Raw genomic sequence first — 16,305 nt, 5'->3', positions numbered from 1 at the left:
GGTCCACGTGCCCAATCGTCCCCACGTTCACGTGAGGCTTCGTACGGATAAACTCGCCCTTGGCCATGGTTCCTCCTCTTCCTTCTTTCTTGCACGCAAAGACCGCCCTGGGGGCTTAAGGCCCAGGGCAGACAAAAAGATGGAGCTCGCGGCCGGGCTCGAACCGGCGACCTCACCCTTACCAAGGGTGTGCTCTACCTGCTGAGCTACGCGAGCTCGTGGAGCGGGAGACGGGACTCGAACCCGCGACCCTCGGCTTGGGAAGCCGATGCTCTACCAACTGAGCTACTCCCGCATGGGGTGTGCTGGGCACACCTTTGGTGGGCAGGGCTGGATTCGAACCAGCGTAGGCGTGCGCCAACGGTTTTACAGACCGTCCCCTTTGGCCGCTCGGGCACCTGCCCACGGGCTCACTTTGGAGCCACCCAGGGGAGTTGAACCCCCAACCCCCCGATTACAAGTCGGGTGCTCTGCCAGTTGAGCTAGGGTGGCAGGACGGGGGATAGGACCCTGTCCGAGGGAATAGGCTAGCACACCCACAGGTGAGTGTCAAGATAAAGGCATGCGCATCGTACCTTTTGGCGCTACCCGGGAGGTGACGGGAAGCTGCCACCTCCTCGTGGCCGAAGGCCGCCGGGTGCTCCTGGACTGCGGGATGTTCCAGGGACGAGGGGAGGAGCGAAACCACGACCCCTTCGCCTTTGACCCCCGGCAGCTGGACGCGGTGCTCCTCACCCACGCCCATCTGGACCACGTGGGTCGCCTGCCCAAGCTCTTCCGGGAGGGTTACCGGGGGCCCGTCTACGCCACCCGGGCCACCCTGCTCCTCACACGCATCGTCCTCGAGGACGCCCTCAAGGTCATGGAAACCCCCTTTTTTGGCGAGGAGGATGTGGAGGAAGCCCTCCGCCACGTCCGCCTCCTGGAGTATGGGGAATGGCTCAGGCTGGGGGACCTCACCCTCACCTTCGGCCAGGCGGGGCACCTTCCAGGAAGCGCCTTCGTGGTGGCCCAGGGGGAGGGCAAGACCTTCGTGTACAGCGGGGATTTAGGGAACCGCCAGAAGAGGGTCCTCCCCGACCCCTCCCCTCCGCCCAAGGCCCACCTGGTCCTCTCCGAGGGTACCTACGGGGACCGGCCCCACCGCTCTTTTCCGGAAACCGTGGAGGAGTTCCTGGCCATCCTGGAAACGACCCTGGACCGGGGAGGGAAGGTCTTCATCCCCTCCTTCGCCCTGGAGCGGGCCCAGGAAATCCTCTTCGTGCTTTACGAGAACGGCCACCGGCTACCCAAGGCCCCCATCTACCTGGACTCGCCCATGGCGGAGCGGGTGCTCCTCCTCTACCCCAACCTGGTGCGCTACTTCAGCGAGGAGGTGCAGGCCTACTTCCTCCAGGGCAAGAACCCCTTCCGCCCTCGAGGCCTGGAAGTGGTGGAAAGCGTGGAGGCCTCCAAAGCCCTGCTCAGAGAGCCCGGGCCCATGGTGGTGATCGCGGGGAGCGGGATGCTCACGGGGGGGCGCATCCTCCACCACCTGAAGCACGGCCTTTCCGACCCCAAGAACGCCCTGGTTTTCGTGGGGTACCAGCCTCGAGGGGGCCTGGGAGCCGAGATCATCCAAAGGCCCGAGCGTATCCGCCTCCTGGGGCAGGAGGTGCCCCTAAGGGCCAGCGTCCACACCCTGGGCGGCTTCTCGGGACACGCGGGCCAGGACGAGCTTCTGGACTGGCTTATGGACCAGCCCCAGGTGCTTTTGGCCCACGGGGAGGAGGAGAAGCTGTTGGAGCTGGGCAAGCTCCTCGCCCTGAGGGGCCAGGAGGTGAGCCTGGCCACCCTGGGAGAAGGGGTAGAGGTCTAGGTGCCCGCGTGCAAGGGTGACCCCATCGGCCAAAGCCGAAGCGGCGCGCCCCTGGTCTCTTGGGGGCCTCGGCGTGGCTTGGGCCACGACGGGGTACTTAAGCCTCCTCCGACGTCCGGGCCCAGGGCCGGAAGCCCAGCCGCTCCAGGACCATGCGGGTGGCGGGGCTCTTGTTGAGGGTGTAGAAGTGGACCCCCTCCACCCCGGCCTGCAAGAGTTCCGCCACCTGGCGGGCGGCGTGCTCCACCCCGATCTCCAAGATGGCCTGGGGATCCTCTTGGTGGCGCTCCAGCTGGGAGAGGAGGGGGCCGGGGATGCTGGCCCCGCAGACCTCGGTGAAGCGGCGGAGCTGGGCGTAGCTGGTGACGGGCATGATGCCGGGGAGGATGGGGATTTCTATGCCCACCCTCCTGGCCCTTTCCAGGAAGCCAAAGTAGTGGGCGTTGTTGAAGAAGAGCTGGGTGATGGCGAAGTCCAGCCCCGCCTCCACCTTGGCCTTGAAATGGCGCAGGTCGGCCTCGAGGCTCGTGCTTTCCGGGTGACCCTCGGGGTAGGCAGCCCCGCCCACGGAGAGCCCCTCCCCGTAGCGGGCGCGAATATGGGCCACCAGCTCGGAAGCGTAGCGGAACCCCTCCGGATGCGGTCTAAAGACCCTTTCCCCTTGCGGGGGATCCCCCCGAAGGGCCAGGATATTCTCCACCCCTACCTCCACGAAGCGGCCCAGGACCTCCGCCACCTCCTTCCGGCTCTGCCCGGCCACGGTGAGGTGGGCAAGGGCGTTTAGCTTTAGGCCCAGGATCCGCTTCGCCCAGAGGACGCTCCTTTCCCGGGTGCTCCCCATGGCCCCGTAGGTGATGGAGACGAAGGCGGGCCGAAAGGCCTTGAGCTCCTCCATGGTGCGGAACAGGGCCTCCTCCCCCTCTGGGGTTTTGGGGGGGAAGAACTCAAAGGAAAAGAGGGGCCCCCTGCGCTCCCTTAGGAGGTCCCGTATTTTCATGCGTCCGAGTGTAGCCCCTCCCCACCCCCTGGTCAAGGGTGGCACAATGGGGGTATGGTAGAGGTTCCGGAAATCCCCAAGCTGGAAGGCATCGAGCTTCCCGCCAAGGAAACGGCCTTGATCGTGGTGGACATGCAAAACGATTTCGCCCACCCCCAAGGGGCGCTCTTCGTGCCCGAGGCCCCCCAAAGCGTCCCCGCCATAAGGCTCCTCCTAGAGAGGGCACGGCAGGCGGGGGTAAGGGTGGTCTACACCCAGGACTGGCACCGGGAGGATGACCCCGAGTTCCAGATTTGGCCCAGGCACGCGGTGGCCGGCACCTGGGGGGCGGAGATTTTGGAAGAGCTCCGCCCCGAACCGGGGGACCTGATCATCCAGAAGGTGCGCTACGACGCCTTCTACGGCACGCCCCTGGACCACTACCTGCACCTCTTTGGGGTCAAACACGTGGTGGTGACGGGCACCGTGGCCAACATCTGCGTCCTGCACACCGCGGGCTCCGCGGCTTTGCGCTGGTACCACGTGGTCCTGCCGGAGGACGCCACCAGCGCCCTCACCCCCTTTGACCTCCAGGCCGCCTTGCGCCAGATCACCTTCCTCTACCAAGGGAAGGTGACCCGGGCCGAAGGGGTGCGCTTTGTTTGACCACCCCGTCCTGCGGAGGTATTACCAGCGCTACGGCCCCGCTCCCTTCCTGCCCCATCCGGTCCCCCAGCGGGAGCCTTTCAGGGTGCTGGCGGAGAGCATCGTAGCCCAGCAGCTTTCCAGCCGGGCGGCGGCCACCCTCACCGCCCGGCTCTGGTCCTTGGTGGAGCCAAGGCCAGGGGCGCTTCTTAAGGTTGCCCCAGCCTCCCTGCGCCAGGCGGGGCTTTCCCAGGCCAAGGCCCTGGCCCTTCTGGACCTGGCGGCCAAGGCGGAGGAAGGGCTTCTGGAAGGCTTGGAAGACCTGGAGGACGGGGCGGTGAAGGAACGGCTTCAAAGGGTCCGGGGCGTGGGCCCCTGGACGGCGGAGATGTTTCTCATGTTCGGCCTGGGACGGCCCGACGTNGCCGGGGCACGCTTCGGGGTGGAGGCGGAGGCCCTCCCCGCCTTCGGCGAACCCTTCCGCCCTTACCGAAGCCACCTGGCCTGGTACCTATGGCGGACCCTGGACTGATCCCCCTGGCCCTGGCCCCCGGGAAGGGCGAGGTCGCCCTCCTGCAAAGGGTCCTTTCCCTGGGCCTCCCTGTGGTGGATACCTGGGTGGAGGGGCTCTGGGAGGAGTTCTCCCGGCTCAACAACCTTCCTGAGCGCATCCATCACCTCTTCCAGGGGGTGTTCGGCGTGCGCATCGACGAAGAGCGCCTGCTTCTGGCGGCGGAGGAAGCGGGGAGGCTGGTGCGGGAAAGCTACCTCCTCCCCGAACGGGCCGAGGCCTTCCTCCACACCCTGCGAGGCCAGGGCCCCTTTCGGGTACGGCGGGCTGGGGAAGAAGGCTTTCTTACCGCTACCCCACAGGAGGCCCTCTTCGCCCTGAAGCGGCTCTGGTCGGAGGCCTTTCGGGTGGAGGCCATCCTGGACCGCTACCCGGCTCTCCTGCCGGAGGCCCCCCAGGTCTTGGTGCAGCGGGCGGGGGAGGCCGCGGAAGACCCCTTCCTCTCCCTGGACCTCTCCCGGTCCTTGGGAGAAGATGTGGTCGTTTACACCTGGCAAGAGCAGGTGGTGCGGATAGGATACCGGCATGGTGGATAGCCACGTCCACACCCCCCTGTGCGGCCACGCGGAAGGTGCGCCGGGGGAGTACGTGTTCCATGCCCGAAAAGCGGGGCTACAAGGCCTGGTCTTCACCGACCACAGCCCCATGCCCGCCTGGTACGACCCGCAAAGCCGCATGCGCCTCGAGGCCCTCCCCTTCTACCTCCTGGCCCTGGAAAGGGTGCGGGAGGCGAACCCCGACCTCTACGTGGGCATCGGCCTCGAGGCCGACTTCCACCCGGGCACCGAGGCCTTCGTGCAAAACCTCTTGAAGGGTTATCCCTTTGACTACGTGATCGGCAGCGTCCACTACCTGGGGGCCTGGCCCCTGGACCACCCCGACCACCGGGAGGAGTATGCCTGGCGGGACCTAAAGGAGGTCTTCCAGGCCTACTTCCAGGAGGTGGAAAAAGCGGCCAGGAGTGGCCTCTTCCACGCCATCGGCCACCTGGACCTGCCCAAAAAGTTCGGCCACCGCCTGCCGGAAGAGGCCCTCCTGGAGCTGGCCGAACCCGCCTTGAGGGCCATGGCCGAGGAGGGGCTTTTCCTGGACCTGAACACCGCCGGGCTCAGGAACCCTGCGGGAGAGGTCTACCCCTCCCCCGCCCTCCTCCGCCGAGCGCTAGAGCTCGGCATCGGCGTGGTGCTAGGCTCCGACGCCCACCGCCCCCACCAGGTGGGCCACGCCTTTAGGGAAGCGGTGAACCTCCTGCTGGACCTGGGGTACCGGGAAGCCCATTTCTTCCAAGGGGGGAAGCCCCTGTCCTACCCCCTCCCGAAGCCCGCTAGGAACCCTTAGCTTCGGTTCCGGCGAAACCGCAGGCTGGCCCCGGGCACCGGGCCCTCCTGGAAGCGCTCCTCCCGCCAGGCATCTCCCCGCCAGTGGTAGCCGAGCCTTTCCCAGAAGCCCAGCTCCAGGTGGTCTAAAAGCTCAAGCCCCTTCACCCACTTGGCGCTCTTCCAGGCGTAGAGGTGGGGCACCACAAGGCGCACCGGGCCTCCCCTTTCAGGAGGCAGGGGCTTGCCGAAGAGGGTGTGGGTCAGAAGGACGTCCTCCCACAGGAGGTCTTCCAGGAGGAGGTTGGTGGTGTAACCCCCGTAGCTGTGGACCAGGGCGGCCACCGCCTCCGGCTTGGGTCGGGCCCGCTCCAAGAGGTCCCTCACCCGCACCCCCCGCCAGGCCACATCCAGGCGGCTCCACCGGGTCACGCAGTGGAAGTCCCGGGTGAGCTCCACCTGGGGCAGGGCCAGGAGGTCGGCGTAGGTGAGGGCGAGGGGCGCCTCCACCAGGCCGAAGAGTTCAAAGCGCCACGCCTCTGGGGCTATCCGGGGCTCTTCCCCGTAGGTGAGGATGGGGAAGCGCTCGGTAAGAATCTGCCCTGGGGGCACCCGGTCGTCCATACTCCCAGGTTAGGCCAAGCCCCTACGGGCAAAAGCGGCCCAGCTCACCGGCTTTGGTAGCGGATGACCTCCACCTTCTCCAAGGTGACCAGGCCCTCCTTCACCATCCCGTCCAGCGCGGGCAGGAAGGCCCGGATCTTCTCCTCGGTGTCCACGATCTCCACCATCACCGGCAGGTCCTCGGAGAGCTGGAGCACCTTGGCGCTGTGGATGCGGGAGTGGGCGCCGAAGCCCATGAAGCCCTTGAAGACCGTGGCCCCCGCCAGGCCCCGGCGCTTGGCCTCGAGGACGATGGCTTCATAGAGGGGCCTTCCCCCATGCCGGTCTGACTCTCCCACGAAGATGCGCAGGAGCTTGGCCTCCCCTTCCAGCTTCATACCCCTAGGCTACCAGGGCCCCGCCCAGGCGGTAGCCCAGAAGGACCAGGAGGAGGCCCAGGACAACGCTGGCCAGAACGTACACCAAGGCCCTCCCTACCTCACCGTCCTGGAGCAGGGCCAGGGTCTCGTAGCTAAAGGTGGAGAAGGTGGTAAACCCCCCCAACACCCCCACCGCCAGGAAGAGGCGCCCTTCCCCGGAAAGGGCTCCCTCCAGGGACAGGCGGATCACCACGCCGATGAGGAAACTGCCCAAAGCGTTGATCAAGAGGGTGCTATAGGGGAAGCTGGGGCCGGTAAGGACCTGTACCCAGGCTCCAAGCCCATAGCGCAGGGCGGAGCCCAAAGCCCCGCCCAGGGCCACAAGAAGGTAGCGCTCCACCCCCAAAGTATAGTGAGGCCATGAAGCCCAAGACCCTCTCCCCCATCCTCACCGCCCAGGGGGTGCGGCTGGCCATCGCCGTAGGCCGCTTCAACGAGCGGGTGACCAAGATGCTTCTGGAGGGGGCCCTCGAGGCCTACGCCCGCCTGGGCGGGGACCCCGCCGAGGTCCTGGTGGCCTGGGTACCGGGTTCCTTTGAACTTCCCCTGGTGGCCAAGCGCCTGGCCCAGCGCCCGGACGTAGACGCGGTGGTGGCCCTGGGGGCCGTGGTGCGGGGGGAAACCCCCCACTTCGAGCACGTGGCCGCCCAAGCGGCCAGCGGCCTCATGCAGGCCATGCTGCAGACGGAAAAGCCCATCATCTTCGGCGTCCTCACCACCAACACCCCGGAGGAAGCCCAGGAACGGGCCGGGGGCAAGGCGGGGAACAAGGGAGCCGAGGCAGTCTTCACCGCCATAGAGATGGTGCGGCTCCTGGAGGCTATTTCCCGGTGAAAAGCGCCCGGGCGTAGCGCAGGTGCAGGTAGAGGAAGCACCCCAAGCAGAAGCCGAAGGCCAGGTTGACGAAGGCCAGGAGGGCCACCAGAAGGGCCAGAGCGTAGCCCACCCCCTTGAGGCCAAGGAGGAGGAAGAAGGAGGCTAGCCCTAGGAACAAGGCGCCCAGGGTGCGGGCGAAGCGGTGGGGCCTGGGGTCTTCCTCCACCAGCCTGGCCGGGATGCCCAGGGCTTGCTTCAGAAGCGCCATCAAATCCCAGGGGGTGTGCTGGCTCACCATGAGGGCGAAGAGAACGTAGACCAGAAAGGGCAGGTCCAGAAGGGCCGCGAGGGGCAGGCCAAGGACCAGCAGGGCCTGGTTGAAGCGAAGCTGGTTCCGGTCCGTCTTCATGGGGTCATAGTATACACCTGATCCTGTGAAGAATAGGGGTAATGGCACGCTTTGCGGAACCTCAAGGCACAATGGAAGCATGGTTCCCCTCCTCACCACTCCCCTCCCGGTGCCCCACGGCTTCACCACCCGTTTGGGCGGGGTCTCGGAAGGCCCCTTCGCTAGCCTCAACCTCTCCGCCGCCACCGGGGACGACCCCAAGCGGGTGGAGGAAAACCAACAAAGGGTGCTGGCCACCTTCGGCCATCCCCCCGTGGCGGGGCTCAAGCAGGTCCACGGCACGGAAATCCGCCTGGTGGAAGGCCCTGGGGTTTGGGAAGGAGATGGCCTCCTCACCCGCACGCCGGGCCTCCTCCTGCGGGTGGGGGTGGCGGACTGCTACCCTCTCCTCCTCTACCACCCCCAAGGGGCTGTGGCCGCCCTGCACGCGGGCTGGCGGGGGGTGGTGGGAGGCATCCTGCCCAAAGCCCTGGCCCTTCTGGAGGGCCTGGGCCTAGACCCAAAGGAAGCCCACCTGGCCATCGGTCCCGGCATCGGGGGCGGGTGCTACCAGGTGGGGGAGGAGGTGGCAGGGGTTTTCCAACAGGCCGGCCTGCCCACCTTCACCCCCGATCCCAAGGCCCCTGGCAAATACCTTTTGGACCTGGAGAAGGCCCTTATCCTTCAGGCCAAGCGGGCGGGGCTGAAGGAAGAGCGCATCTACCGGGTGGGCCTATGCACCCACTGCGAACCCACCCTCTTCTCCCACCGCCGGGACCAGGGAAAGACAGGACACATGTGGGGAATGGTGATGCTTCCCCGGTAAGGGGGGCTTATCCCCGCCGTGGCACAATGAGAGCATGCTCTTCCCGCGGGCGGTCCTTCCCTCCCTCCTCCACCTCACCCCGGAGTGGCTCAGGGCTCGAGGCCTGAAGGGCGTCATCCTGGACCTGGACAACACCCTTCTGCCCTACGGGGAGGAGGAGATCCCTTCCGACCACCGCACCTGGCTGGAGGGGTTGAAGGCCGAGATGCCCGTCTACCTCCTCTCCAACGCCCTGCCCGAGCGCTTCGCTAGGGTGCAAAAGGCCCTGGGCCTCCCTGGCCACGCCCCCGCCCTGAAGCCCTGGCTAGGCTTCCGAAAGGCCCTGCGGGCTCTAGAACTACCCCCCTCTCAGGTGGCGGTGGTGGGGGACCAGATCTTTACCGACGTGCTGGGGGGCAACCTGGTGGGGGCATACACCGTTTTGGTGCCCCCCTTGAGAGAAAGGGAGTTCTTTTACACGCGTTTCATACGCATGTTGGAAGCTCCGTTTAGGAAACCCCGGGGAGGAACGGCATGAGCGTGCTGACCATAGGAGACAAGCGGCTTGGCGCCATCCTGCTGGACGCAGGGCTCCTCACCGACGAGGAGCTGCAGCTAGCCCTGGAGAAACATCGCGAGGTGGGGGGCTCTTTGGCGGAGGTCATCGTGGACTCGGGCCTCCTCTCGGAAAGGCGCATCGCTCAGGCCATCGAGGACCACTTCGGCATCCCCCTGGTGGAAGTCCACACCTTGGAGATCCCCCCCAAGGTGAAGGCCCTCCTGCCAGCGGAGAAGGCCAAGGAACTCCAAGCCATCCCCTTCGCCCTGGACGAGGAGGCAGGGGTGGTGCGGGTGGCCTTCGTGAACCCCCTGGACACCCTAAGCCTGGAGGAGGTGGAGGACCTCACGGGGCTGGTGGTGGAGCCCTACCAGGCCACCAAGAGCGCCTTCCTCTACGCCCTGGCCAAAAACTACCCCGAGCTCGGGCTGCCCCTGCCCCCACCCCCCACCGGTCCGGGGCAGGAGGAGCTCAAGTTGGGGGAACTGCTGGTGCAAAAGGGCCTCCTGGACCAGGAAACCCTGGAGGACGCCCTGATAGAGCAGGAAAAAACCGGGGATCTCCTGGGCCAGATCCTGGCCCGCAAAGGGCTTCCCGAGGAGGATCTCTACCGCACCTTGGCAGAGCAAAAGGGGATGGAGTTCCTCCCCTCCACCGAGGGCCTGGAACCTCACCCCGAGGCCACGGCTCACCTCCTCCGCTCCGACGCCCTCCGCTATAGCGCGGTGCCTGTGGCCATGCGTGAGGGCAAGCTAGAAGTGATCCTGGCGGACCCCAGGCACCAGGAGGCGGTGGAGGAGCTTCTGGGACGACCCGCCCGCTTCTTCCTCACCCTGCCTAAAGCCTGGGAGGCTCTCTTCCACCGGGCCTACCCCGAGAAGGGCCGTCTGGGGGAGGTTTTGGTCCAGGAAGGGCGGCTGAGCCGCGAACACCTGCGGGAGGCCTTGGAGGTGCAAAAGCGCCTGCCCAAGGCCAAGCCGTTGGGGGAGATCCTGGTGGAGCTGGGCCTGGCCCGCCCCGAGGACGTGGAGGAGGCCCTGAAGAAACAGCGCCAAGGGGGAGGGCGCCTCGAGGACACCCTGGTAGCCTCCGGGAAGCTGAAACCCGAGGCCCTGGCCCAGGCGGTGGCCGCCCAGCTGGGCTACCCCTACATCAGCCCCGAGGAAAACCCCCCCGACCCGGGGGCCGCCCTCCTCATCCCCGAGGACCTGGCCCGGCGCTACGGGGTCTTCCCCCACCACCTGGAGGGCAAAACCCTGGTCCTCCTCATGAAGGACCCCAGGAACATCCTGGCCCTGGACGACGTGCGCCTGGCCCTCAAGCGGAAGGGTCTGGGGTACGAGGTGGCCCCGGCGGTGGCCACAGAAGCGGCCATCACCAAGCTCATCGAGCGCTTCTACGGCAAGGAAGAGCTGGGGGAGCTGGCCAAGGAGCTCTCCAAAGGGTACCAGGAGGAGGAAGGCCCCTCCCTTTCCGAGCTGGACGAAAGCGCCGCCCAGAAGTTCGTCAAGCAGGTGATCCGGGAGGCCTACCTCCAGGACGCCTCCGACATCCACATCGAACCCCGCCAGTCGGACGTCCTGGTGCGGTTGCGCATCGACGGCGCCCTGCGCCAGTACACCACCCTCTCCAAGGGCGCCTTGAACCCCATCATCAGCGTGATCAAGATCATGGGCGGGCTCAACATCGCCGAAAGGCGCCTGCCCCAGGACGGCCGGGTGCGCTACCGGGAAGGCTCCATCGACGTGGACCTGCGCCTTTCCACCCTGCCCACGGTGTACGGGGAAAAGGCGGTGATGCGCCTCTTGAAAAAGGCCGCCGACATCCCGGAGATCGAGGGGCTGGGCTTCGCCCCCGGGGTCTTCGAGCGCTTCCAGGAAGTCATCCAGAAGCCCTACGGCATCTTCCTCATCACCGGGCCCACCGGTTCAGGCAAGAGCTTCACCACCTTTTCCATCCTCAAGCGCATCGCCACCCCGGACAAGAACACCCAGACCATCGAGGACCCGGTGGAGTACGAGATCCCCGGGATCAACCAGACCCAGGTGAACCCCCAAGCCGGGCTCACCTTCGCCCGGGCCCTTAGGGCCTTCTTGCGGCAGGACCCCGACATCATCATGGTGGGGGAGATCCGCGACGCGGAAACCGCCAAGATCGCCACCGAGGCCGCCCTCACCGGCCACCTGGTCATCGCCACCCTGCACACCAACGACGCCGCCCAGGCCATCACCCGCCTGGACGAGATGGGGGTGGAGCTCTTCAACATCTCCGCCGCCCTCATCGGGGTACTCTCCCAGAGGCTGGTGCGGAAGATCTGCGACCACTGTAAGGTGGAGGTCAAGCCCGACCCCGAGGTCCTCCGGCGCCTAGGCCTTTCCCAAGAGGAGATCCAAGGGGCCAAGCTCTTTAAGGGCACGGGCTGCGAGCGCTGCGGGGGCACCGGCTACAAGGGCCGCTACGCCATCCACGAGCTCTTGGTGGTGGACGACGAGATCCGCCACGCCATCGTGGAGGGCAAGTCGGCCACGGAGATCAAGGAAATCGCCCGTAAGAAGGGCATGAAAACCCTTCGGGAAGACGGCATCTACAAGGCCCTCCAGGGGATCACCACCCTCGAGGAGGTCCTGGCGCGCACCATTGAGTAAAGGAGACCGCTATGGCCAAAACACCGGATATCGTGGATCTTCTGACCCTGGCCGTGGAGCGGGGGGCCAGCGACTTGGTGGTCACCGTGGGCCTCCCCCCCATGATCAAGGTGGACGGGGAGTTCCACCCCACGGAGTACGAGCCCCTCTCCCCCCAGGACACCCGCCGCCTGATGTACGCCCTCATGGACGAGAAGCAACAGCGCATCTTTGAGGAGGAGAAGGAGCTGGACTTCTCCTTCAGCCTCCCGGGGAAGGGGCGCTACCGGGTGAACGTCTTCCTGCAACGGGGAAGCGTGGGCGGGGTCCTTAGGGTGGTGCCCGCCACCATCAAGAGCTTTGAGGAGCTGGGCCTGCCTAAGAACATCGCCGAGATCGCCCTCTCCCCCAGGGGCCTGGTCCTGGTCACGGGGCCCACGGGCAGCGGGAAGAGCACCACCCTGGCCTCCATGATCGACTACATCAACGAACGCAAGCCGGTGCACATCGTGACCATCGAGGACCCCATCGAGTTCTTCCACAAGCACAAAAAGGCCATCATCAACCAGCGGGAGATCGGCTCCGACACCCACGGCTTCCACAAGGCCCTAAGGAGCGTCCTCCGCCAGGCCCCGGATGTGATCCTGGTGGGGGAGATGCGGGACTACGAGACCATCGCCGCCGCCATCACCGCCGCCGAGACCGGGCACCTGGTCATGGGCACCCTGCACACCAACTCCGCTCCGGAAACCATCGACCGCATCATCGACGTCTTCCCGGAAAACCAGCAGGAGCAGGTGCGGGTGCAGCTTTCCAACAACCTGGTGGCCATCCTCACCCAGCAGCTCCTGCCCAAGGCCTTCGGGGGCGGGCGGGTGCTGGCCTACGAGCTCATGATCGCCACCCCGGCGGTGAGGGCCCTGATCCGGGAGGGCAAGAGCCACCAGCTTAGGAGCGTCATCCAGACCGGCGGCCAGTACGGGATGATCACCATGGACGCCTGCCTGGCGGACCTCTACAAGCGCAAGCTCATCACCTACGAGCTGGGCTTAGCCCGGGCGGTGGACCCCAAGGAGTTCATGCGCCTGGCGGGGGTGCAGGAAGGGGCCAAGCGCCCCTAGGAAGGGGGTGGCTGGTAAACTTTAGGCCATGTACGAGGCGGCCATCGGCCTCGAGGTCCACCTGCACCTGAAGACCCGGACCAAGGCCTTCTGCGGCTGCGAGGCGGACTACTTCGGGGCAGCCCCCAACACCCACACCTGCCCCGTCTGCCTGGGGCTTCCTGGGGCCCTTCCCGTGCCCAACCAAAAGGCGGTGGAGTTCGGCCTCCGGCTCGCCTTGGCCCTGGGAAGCCGGGTTCCGGAAAGGCTCCTCTTCCACCGCAAGAACTACTTCTACCCCGACCTGCCCAAGAACTACCAGATCAGCCAGTACGACCTCCCCCTGGGCCAGGGGGGGAGCCTCCCCTTAGGGGAAAAAGCCGTGCGCATTAAGCGCCTCCACCTGGAGGAGGACGCAGGGAAAAGCCTCCACCTGGAGGACCGCACCCTCTTGGACCTGAACCGGGCGGGAAGCCCCCTCATCGAGCTGGTTACCGAGCCCGACCTAAAAACCCCTGAGGAGGCCCGGCTCTTCCTCCAGCGCATCCAGGCCCTAGTCCAGACCCTGGGCATCTCCGAGGCCAGCCCCGAGGAAGGGAAAATGCGGGCCGATGTGAACGTCTCCGTGCGCCGCGCCGGGGAGCCCTTGGGCACCAAGGTGGAAATCAAAAACCTGAACTCCTTTAAGAGCGTGCAGCGGGCCCTGGAGTACGAGATCCGCCGCCAGACGGAGATCCTGAGGCGGGGGGAGAGGGTCAAGCAGGCCACCATGGGCTTTGAGGAGGGAAGCGGCAAGACCTACCCCATGCGCACCAAGGAGGAGGAAGCCGACTACCGCTACTTCCCTGAGCCCGACCTCCCCCCGATGCCCATCTCCCAGGCGTGGCTGGAGGAGATCCGCCAAAGGCTGCCCGAGCTCCCCTGGGAGAAGGAACGGCGCTACCTGGCCCTGGGGATCAAGCCCCAAGACGCCGAGGTCTTGGCCTACACCCCCGCCCTGGCCCGCTTCCTGGACCGGGCGCTGGAATTGGGCCAAGCCTCCCCCCAGGCCCTGGCCAACTGGCTCCTGGCGGACGTGGCTGGGCTTCTCAACGAGCGGGGCCTTGCCCTGGAGGAGACCCGCCTGACCCCGGAAGGTCTTTCCCGGCTGGTGGCCCTCTTCGAGCGGGGGGAGATCACCAGCCGGGTGGCCAAGGGCCTGTTGCCCGAGGTGCTGGAGGGCCTGGACCCCGAGGCCCTGGTGCGGGAGCGGGGGCTAAGGGTGGTGGCGGACGAGGGGGCCTTGAGGGCTGTGGTGGAAGAGGTCATCGCCGCCATGCCCGAGGCTGCGGAAAGCGTGCGCCAGGGGAAGCTCAAGGCCCTGGACGCCCTCTTGGGCCAGGTGATGCGGAGGACCAAGGGCCAGGCCCGCCCCGACCTGGTGCGGAGGCTTCTCCAAGAAGCCCTTGGGGTAGGATAGGGCCGATGCGCTACGAGGAGGCTGGGGTCCACATCGAGGCCAAAGCCGAGGCCCTAAGGCGGGCCAAGGAGGCCATCGCCGCCACCTATACGAAAGAGGTCCTTCGGGGGCTTGGGGCCTTCGGGGGGCTTTTTGACGCCTGGGCCCTCAAAGGGATGCGCCACCCCGTCCTGGTGGCCACCACCGACGGGGTGGGTACCAAGACCCTCTTGGCCCTCGAGGCGGGGGACGTCTCCGGCTTGGGCTTTGACCTGGTCAACCACTCGGTGAACGACCTCCTCTGCCAAGGGGCCACCCCCCTCTTCTTCATGGACTACCTGGCGGCAAGTCGCCTGGAAGAAGGGGTGCTGGCCGCCCTCCTCGCCTCCTTGGCTGGGGCCTGCCAGGCCCTGGGTATCCCCCTCCTGGGCGGGGAAACCGCCGAGATGCCCGGGGTCTACCGGGAGGGGGCCTGGGACGTGGCAGGCACCCTGGTGGGGGTGGTAGAGAAGGAGGAAATCCTCGGCCCCGAGCGGGTCCGGGAAGGGGACATCCTCCTGGCCCTCCCCTCCTCCGGGCCCCACACCAACGGCTACTCCCTGATCCGCAAGGTAGTGGAGGGGATGGACCTCGAGGCGCCCGTGCCGGAGTTGGGAGAAAGCCTCAAAGAAGCCCTCCTCCGCCCCCACCGGGCCTACCTGCGGGAGTTTAGGCGCCTTAAGGAGGCGGGGGTGGAGCTCCACGCCCTGGCCCACATCACCGGGGGGGGCCTTGCAGAAAACCTCCCCCGGGCTTTGCCCGAAGGCCTGGGGGCCGAGATCCAAAAGGGAAGCTGGCCTATCCCTCCCATCTTCCCCTACCTGCAACGCCTGGGAAACATCCCGGAGGAGGAGATGTACCGGGTCTTCAACATGGGCCTGGGGCTCATCCTGGTCCTACCGGAAGGGGAAGCCCAACGGGCCCAGGCCCTGGTGGAAAGCTTCCCCGTGGGGCGGGTGGTGGCAGGCTCCGGGGTTCGGCTGGTATGAAAGAGATCTGGCTCATCCGCCACGGCGAAACCGAGTGGAACGTCAAGAAGCGCTTTCAGGGCCACCTGGACGTACCCCTGTCCCCTGCGGGGATCGGACAGGCTTTCCGCCTGGCCCAGCGGCTCTCGCGAAGCCAGCTCCCTTTTGATGGGCTCTTCTCCTCCGATCTTCGCCGAGCCCGGGAGACCGCCGAACCCCTGGCCGCGGTGCTGGGCCTGCCCCTGAAGACCACGCCCCTTTTGCGGGAAATCGACGTGGGCGTTCTCGCCGGCCTAAGCCGGGAGGAAGCGGAAACGCAGTACCCTGAGTTCATCCGGGCGGCCCGCGAGGACCCTTGGCACACCCCCCGGCCTGGGGGGGAAAGCATGGCCGACCTGGCCCGGCGCCTGGAGGTTTTCCTTGAAAGCCTCCCGGCTGGCCGGCACCTCCTGGTGACCCATGGGGGCGTAATCCGCGCCGCCTTGAAGATGGCCCTGGACCTCGAGGGCGACGCCTGGCGGCGCTTCCACATCCCCAACACCTCCATCACCCGCATCCTGCTCCCCGAGCAGGAAGTCCTGGCCGTGTCCGACGCCGCCCACCTGGAAACCTGGGCCGACTGGCTTTCCGATGAAAGCGTCAAATGAAAAGCCCCCAGGCTAATGCCTGGGGGCTGGAAGTGGAGCGGGAGACGGGACTTGAACCCGCGACCCCGACCTTGGCAAGGTCGTGCTCTACCGACTGAGCTACTCCCGCACGCGCCACACGCGGCGCGTAGAAAAAATCCCCCGCACCGACCTACTCTCCCAGGACCCTGCGGTCCCAGTACCATCGGCGCTGGCGCGTTTCACTTCCGTGTTCGGAATGGGAACGGGTGGTTCCACGCCGCTATGGGCACGGGGGATTCTCGTGTTTTGCATTTTCAAAATCCCACGCCACCTGCATGACGGGGGACCTGAAGGCTGGGGTGGACATCAGTGCAAAAAGGGTCAAGACCTCGGACGATTGGGACCGGTCAGCTCAACGCCTCGCGGCGCTTACACCCCCGGCCCATCCACCGGGTCATCTTCCCGGGTCCTTACCGGCTTCACACCGTGGGAGGCCTCATCTTGGGGCAGGTTTCCCGCTTAGATGCTTTCAGCGGTTATCCCTCCCGCAC

General features: G+C 66.4%; 18 protein-coding genes, 5 tRNA genes and 2 rRNA genes. 13 read left to right on the top strand and 12 right to left on the bottom strand.

What is annotated here, in order from left to right; all coding sequences use genetic code 11:
- Nucleotides 1–140 precede the first annotated feature (140 nt).
- From L1088_RS11855 to L1088_RS11840, 4 genes are all read right to left on the bottom strand, one after another.
- Nucleotides 141–216, bottom strand: a tRNA-Thr gene (locus L1088_RS11855).
- 3 nt (nt 217–219) lie between these two features.
- Nucleotides 220–295: transfer RNA gene (locus tag L1088_RS11850), tRNA-Gly, on the bottom strand.
- 23 nt (nt 296–318) lie between these two features.
- Nucleotides 319–404: transfer RNA gene (locus L1088_RS11845), tRNA-Tyr, on the bottom strand.
- Nucleotides 405–416: 12 nt separating this feature from the next.
- A tRNA-Thr gene (locus L1088_RS11840) sits at nt 417–492 on the bottom strand.
- A 70-nt stretch (nt 493–562) separates the two neighbouring features.
- Between L1088_RS11840 and L1088_RS11835 the strand changes: the two genes are divergently transcribed.
- Nucleotides 563–1,858, top strand: coding sequence for an MBL fold metallo-hydrolase (locus L1088_RS11835; RefSeq protein WP_234555259.1), 1,296 nt, complete (start codon nt 563–565; stop codon nt 1,856–1,858).
- A gap of 97 nt (nt 1,859–1,955) precedes the next feature.
- On the opposite strand, the gene metF is transcribed toward L1088_RS11835, so the two are convergent.
- On the bottom strand, nt 1,956–2,855 hold the full coding sequence (gene metF / locus L1088_RS11830; RefSeq protein ID WP_234555258.1) for a methylenetetrahydrofolate reductase [NAD(P)H]: 900 nt from the start codon (nt 2,853–2,855) through the stop codon (nt 1,956–1,958).
- A 54-nt stretch (nt 2,856–2,909) separates the two neighbouring features.
- On the opposite strand from metF, the gene L1088_RS11825 reads away from it, so the two are divergent.
- The 4 genes from L1088_RS11825 (at nt 2,910) to L1088_RS11810 (ending at nt 5,388) form a co-directional block, all read left to right on the top strand.
- The gene (locus L1088_RS11825; RefSeq protein ID WP_234555257.1) at nt 2,910–3,500 is read left to right on the top strand and encodes a nicotinamidase; all 591 of its coding nucleotides are present in this window, start codon (nt 2,910–2,912) and stop codon (nt 3,498–3,500) included.
- Nucleotides 3,493–4,011 carry a DNA-3-methyladenine glycosylase family protein gene (locus L1088_RS11820; RefSeq protein ID WP_234555256.1) on the top strand — a complete coding sequence of 173 codons (519 nt, stop codon included), beginning with the start codon at nt 3,493–3,495 and terminating at the stop codon, nt 4,009–4,011. Before L1088_RS11825 ends, L1088_RS11820 begins: the two co-directional genes overlap by 8 nt.
- The gene (locus tag L1088_RS11815) at nt 3,993–4,586 is read left to right on the top strand and encodes a TetR family transcriptional regulator C-terminal domain-containing protein (protein ID WP_234555255.1); all 594 of its coding nucleotides are present in this window, start codon (nt 3,993–3,995) and stop codon (nt 4,584–4,586) included. The genes L1088_RS11820 and L1088_RS11815 overlap by 19 nt, the downstream gene beginning before the upstream one ends.
- Nucleotides 4,576–5,388, top strand: coding sequence for a histidinol-phosphatase HisJ family protein (locus tag L1088_RS11810; protein WP_234555253.1), 813 nt, complete (start codon nt 4,576–4,578; stop codon nt 5,386–5,388). Before L1088_RS11815 ends, L1088_RS11810 begins: the two co-directional genes overlap by 11 nt.
- Here L1088_RS11810 and L1088_RS11805 read toward each other — a convergent pair.
- The 3 genes from L1088_RS11805 to crcB are packed head-to-tail and all read right to left on the bottom strand — an operon-like array spanning nt 5,385 to nt 6,749.
- On the bottom strand, nt 5,385–5,990 hold the full coding sequence (locus L1088_RS11805; RefSeq protein ID WP_234555252.1) for a sulfite oxidase-like oxidoreductase: 606 nt from the start codon (nt 5,988–5,990) through the stop codon (nt 5,385–5,387). The two genes, L1088_RS11810 and L1088_RS11805, sit on opposite strands and share 4 nt — an antisense overlap.
- Before the next feature lie 44 nt (nt 5,991–6,034).
- A complete protein-coding gene (locus L1088_RS11800) occupies nt 6,035–6,367 on the bottom strand; it encodes a DUF190 domain-containing protein (RefSeq protein WP_234555250.1) in 333 nt (110 codons plus the stop codon).
- A gap of 4 nt (nt 6,368–6,371) precedes the next feature.
- Nucleotides 6,372–6,749, bottom strand: coding sequence for a fluoride efflux transporter CrcB (gene crcB / locus L1088_RS11795; RefSeq protein ID WP_234555248.1), 378 nt, complete (start codon nt 6,747–6,749; stop codon nt 6,372–6,374).
- A gap of 20 nt (nt 6,750–6,769) precedes the next feature.
- Here crcB and ribH point away from each other — a divergent pair, with 20 nt between their 5' ends.
- Nucleotides 6,770–7,243, top strand: a complete 474-nt coding sequence (ribH, locus tag L1088_RS11790) for a 6,7-dimethyl-8-ribityllumazine synthase (RefSeq protein WP_038048803.1) — start codon at nt 6,770–6,772, stop codon at nt 7,241–7,243.
- Here the strand turns inward: ribH and L1088_RS11785 are convergent.
- Nucleotides 7,230–7,634 (bottom strand): DUF4395 domain-containing protein, encoded by a 405-nt coding sequence (locus L1088_RS11785; protein WP_038048801.1) that lies wholly within the window; start codon nt 7,632–7,634, stop codon nt 7,230–7,232. The two genes, ribH and L1088_RS11785, sit on opposite strands and share 14 nt — an antisense overlap.
- 79 nt (nt 7,635–7,713) lie before the next feature.
- On the opposite strand from L1088_RS11785, the gene pgeF reads away from it, so the two are divergent.
- From pgeF to L1088_RS11750, 7 genes are read left to right on the top strand one after another with little or no spacing between them, the layout of a single operon-like run.
- A complete protein-coding gene (gene pgeF / locus L1088_RS11780) occupies nt 7,714–8,439 on the top strand; it encodes a peptidoglycan editing factor PgeF (protein WP_234555246.1) in 726 nt (241 codons plus the stop codon).
- A 34-nt stretch (nt 8,440–8,473) separates the two neighbouring features.
- Entirely contained in the window at nt 8,474–8,956 is a 483-nt protein-coding gene (locus L1088_RS11775; protein WP_038040714.1) for a YqeG family HAD IIIA-type phosphatase, read from the top strand.
- Nucleotides 8,953–11,622 (top strand): type IV pilus assembly ATPase PilB, encoded by a 2,670-nt coding sequence (pilB, locus tag L1088_RS11770; RefSeq protein ID WP_234555243.1) that lies wholly within the window; start codon nt 8,953–8,955, stop codon nt 11,620–11,622. The genes L1088_RS11775 and pilB overlap by 4 nt, the downstream gene beginning before the upstream one ends.
- Nucleotides 11,623–11,633: 11 nt before the next feature.
- Nucleotides 11,634–12,722: a type IV pilus twitching motility protein PilT gene (locus tag L1088_RS11765; protein ID WP_234555241.1), complete on the top strand. Its 1,089-nt coding sequence runs from the start codon at nt 11,634–11,636 to the stop codon at nt 12,720–12,722.
- Between the two features lie 28 nt (nt 12,723–12,750).
- Complete coding sequence (gene gatB, locus L1088_RS11760; RefSeq protein ID WP_234555239.1) at nt 12,751–14,160, top strand: Asp-tRNA(Asn)/Glu-tRNA(Gln) amidotransferase subunit GatB; 1,410 nt, start codon at nt 12,751–12,753, stop codon at nt 14,158–14,160.
- Between the two features lie 5 nt (nt 14,161–14,165).
- Nucleotides 14,166–15,167, top strand: coding sequence for a phosphoribosylformylglycinamidine cyclo-ligase (gene purM / locus L1088_RS11755; protein ID WP_234555237.1), 1,002 nt, complete (start codon nt 14,166–14,168; stop codon nt 15,165–15,167).
- Nucleotides 15,164–15,793, top strand: a complete 630-nt coding sequence (locus L1088_RS11750; protein ID WP_234555235.1) for a histidine phosphatase family protein — start codon at nt 15,164–15,166, stop codon at nt 15,791–15,793. The genes purM and L1088_RS11750 overlap by 4 nt, the downstream gene beginning before the upstream one ends.
- A 33-nt stretch (nt 15,794–15,826) precedes the next feature.
- On the opposite strand, the gene L1088_RS11745 is transcribed toward L1088_RS11750, so the two are convergent.
- From L1088_RS11745 to L1088_RS11735, 3 genes are all read right to left on the bottom strand, one after another.
- Nucleotides 15,827–15,902 (bottom strand) — tRNA-Gly (locus L1088_RS11745).
- A 29-nt stretch (nt 15,903–15,931) separates the two neighbouring features.
- A 5S ribosomal RNA gene (rrf, locus tag L1088_RS11740) occupies nt 15,932–16,048 on the bottom strand.
- Between the two features lie 83 nt (nt 16,049–16,131).
- Nucleotides 16,132–16,305 (bottom strand): 23S ribosomal RNA (locus L1088_RS11735); the annotation flags it as partial.

Origin of the sequence: Thermus caliditerrae, from assembly GCF_021462525.1 — a bacterium.
Classification (GTDB): domain Bacteria; phylum Deinococcota; class Deinococci; order Deinococcales; family Thermaceae; genus Thermus; species Thermus caliditerrae.
Note: the sequence above shows the minus strand (reverse complement) of the source record. Positions and strands in the feature narration are given on the sequence as shown.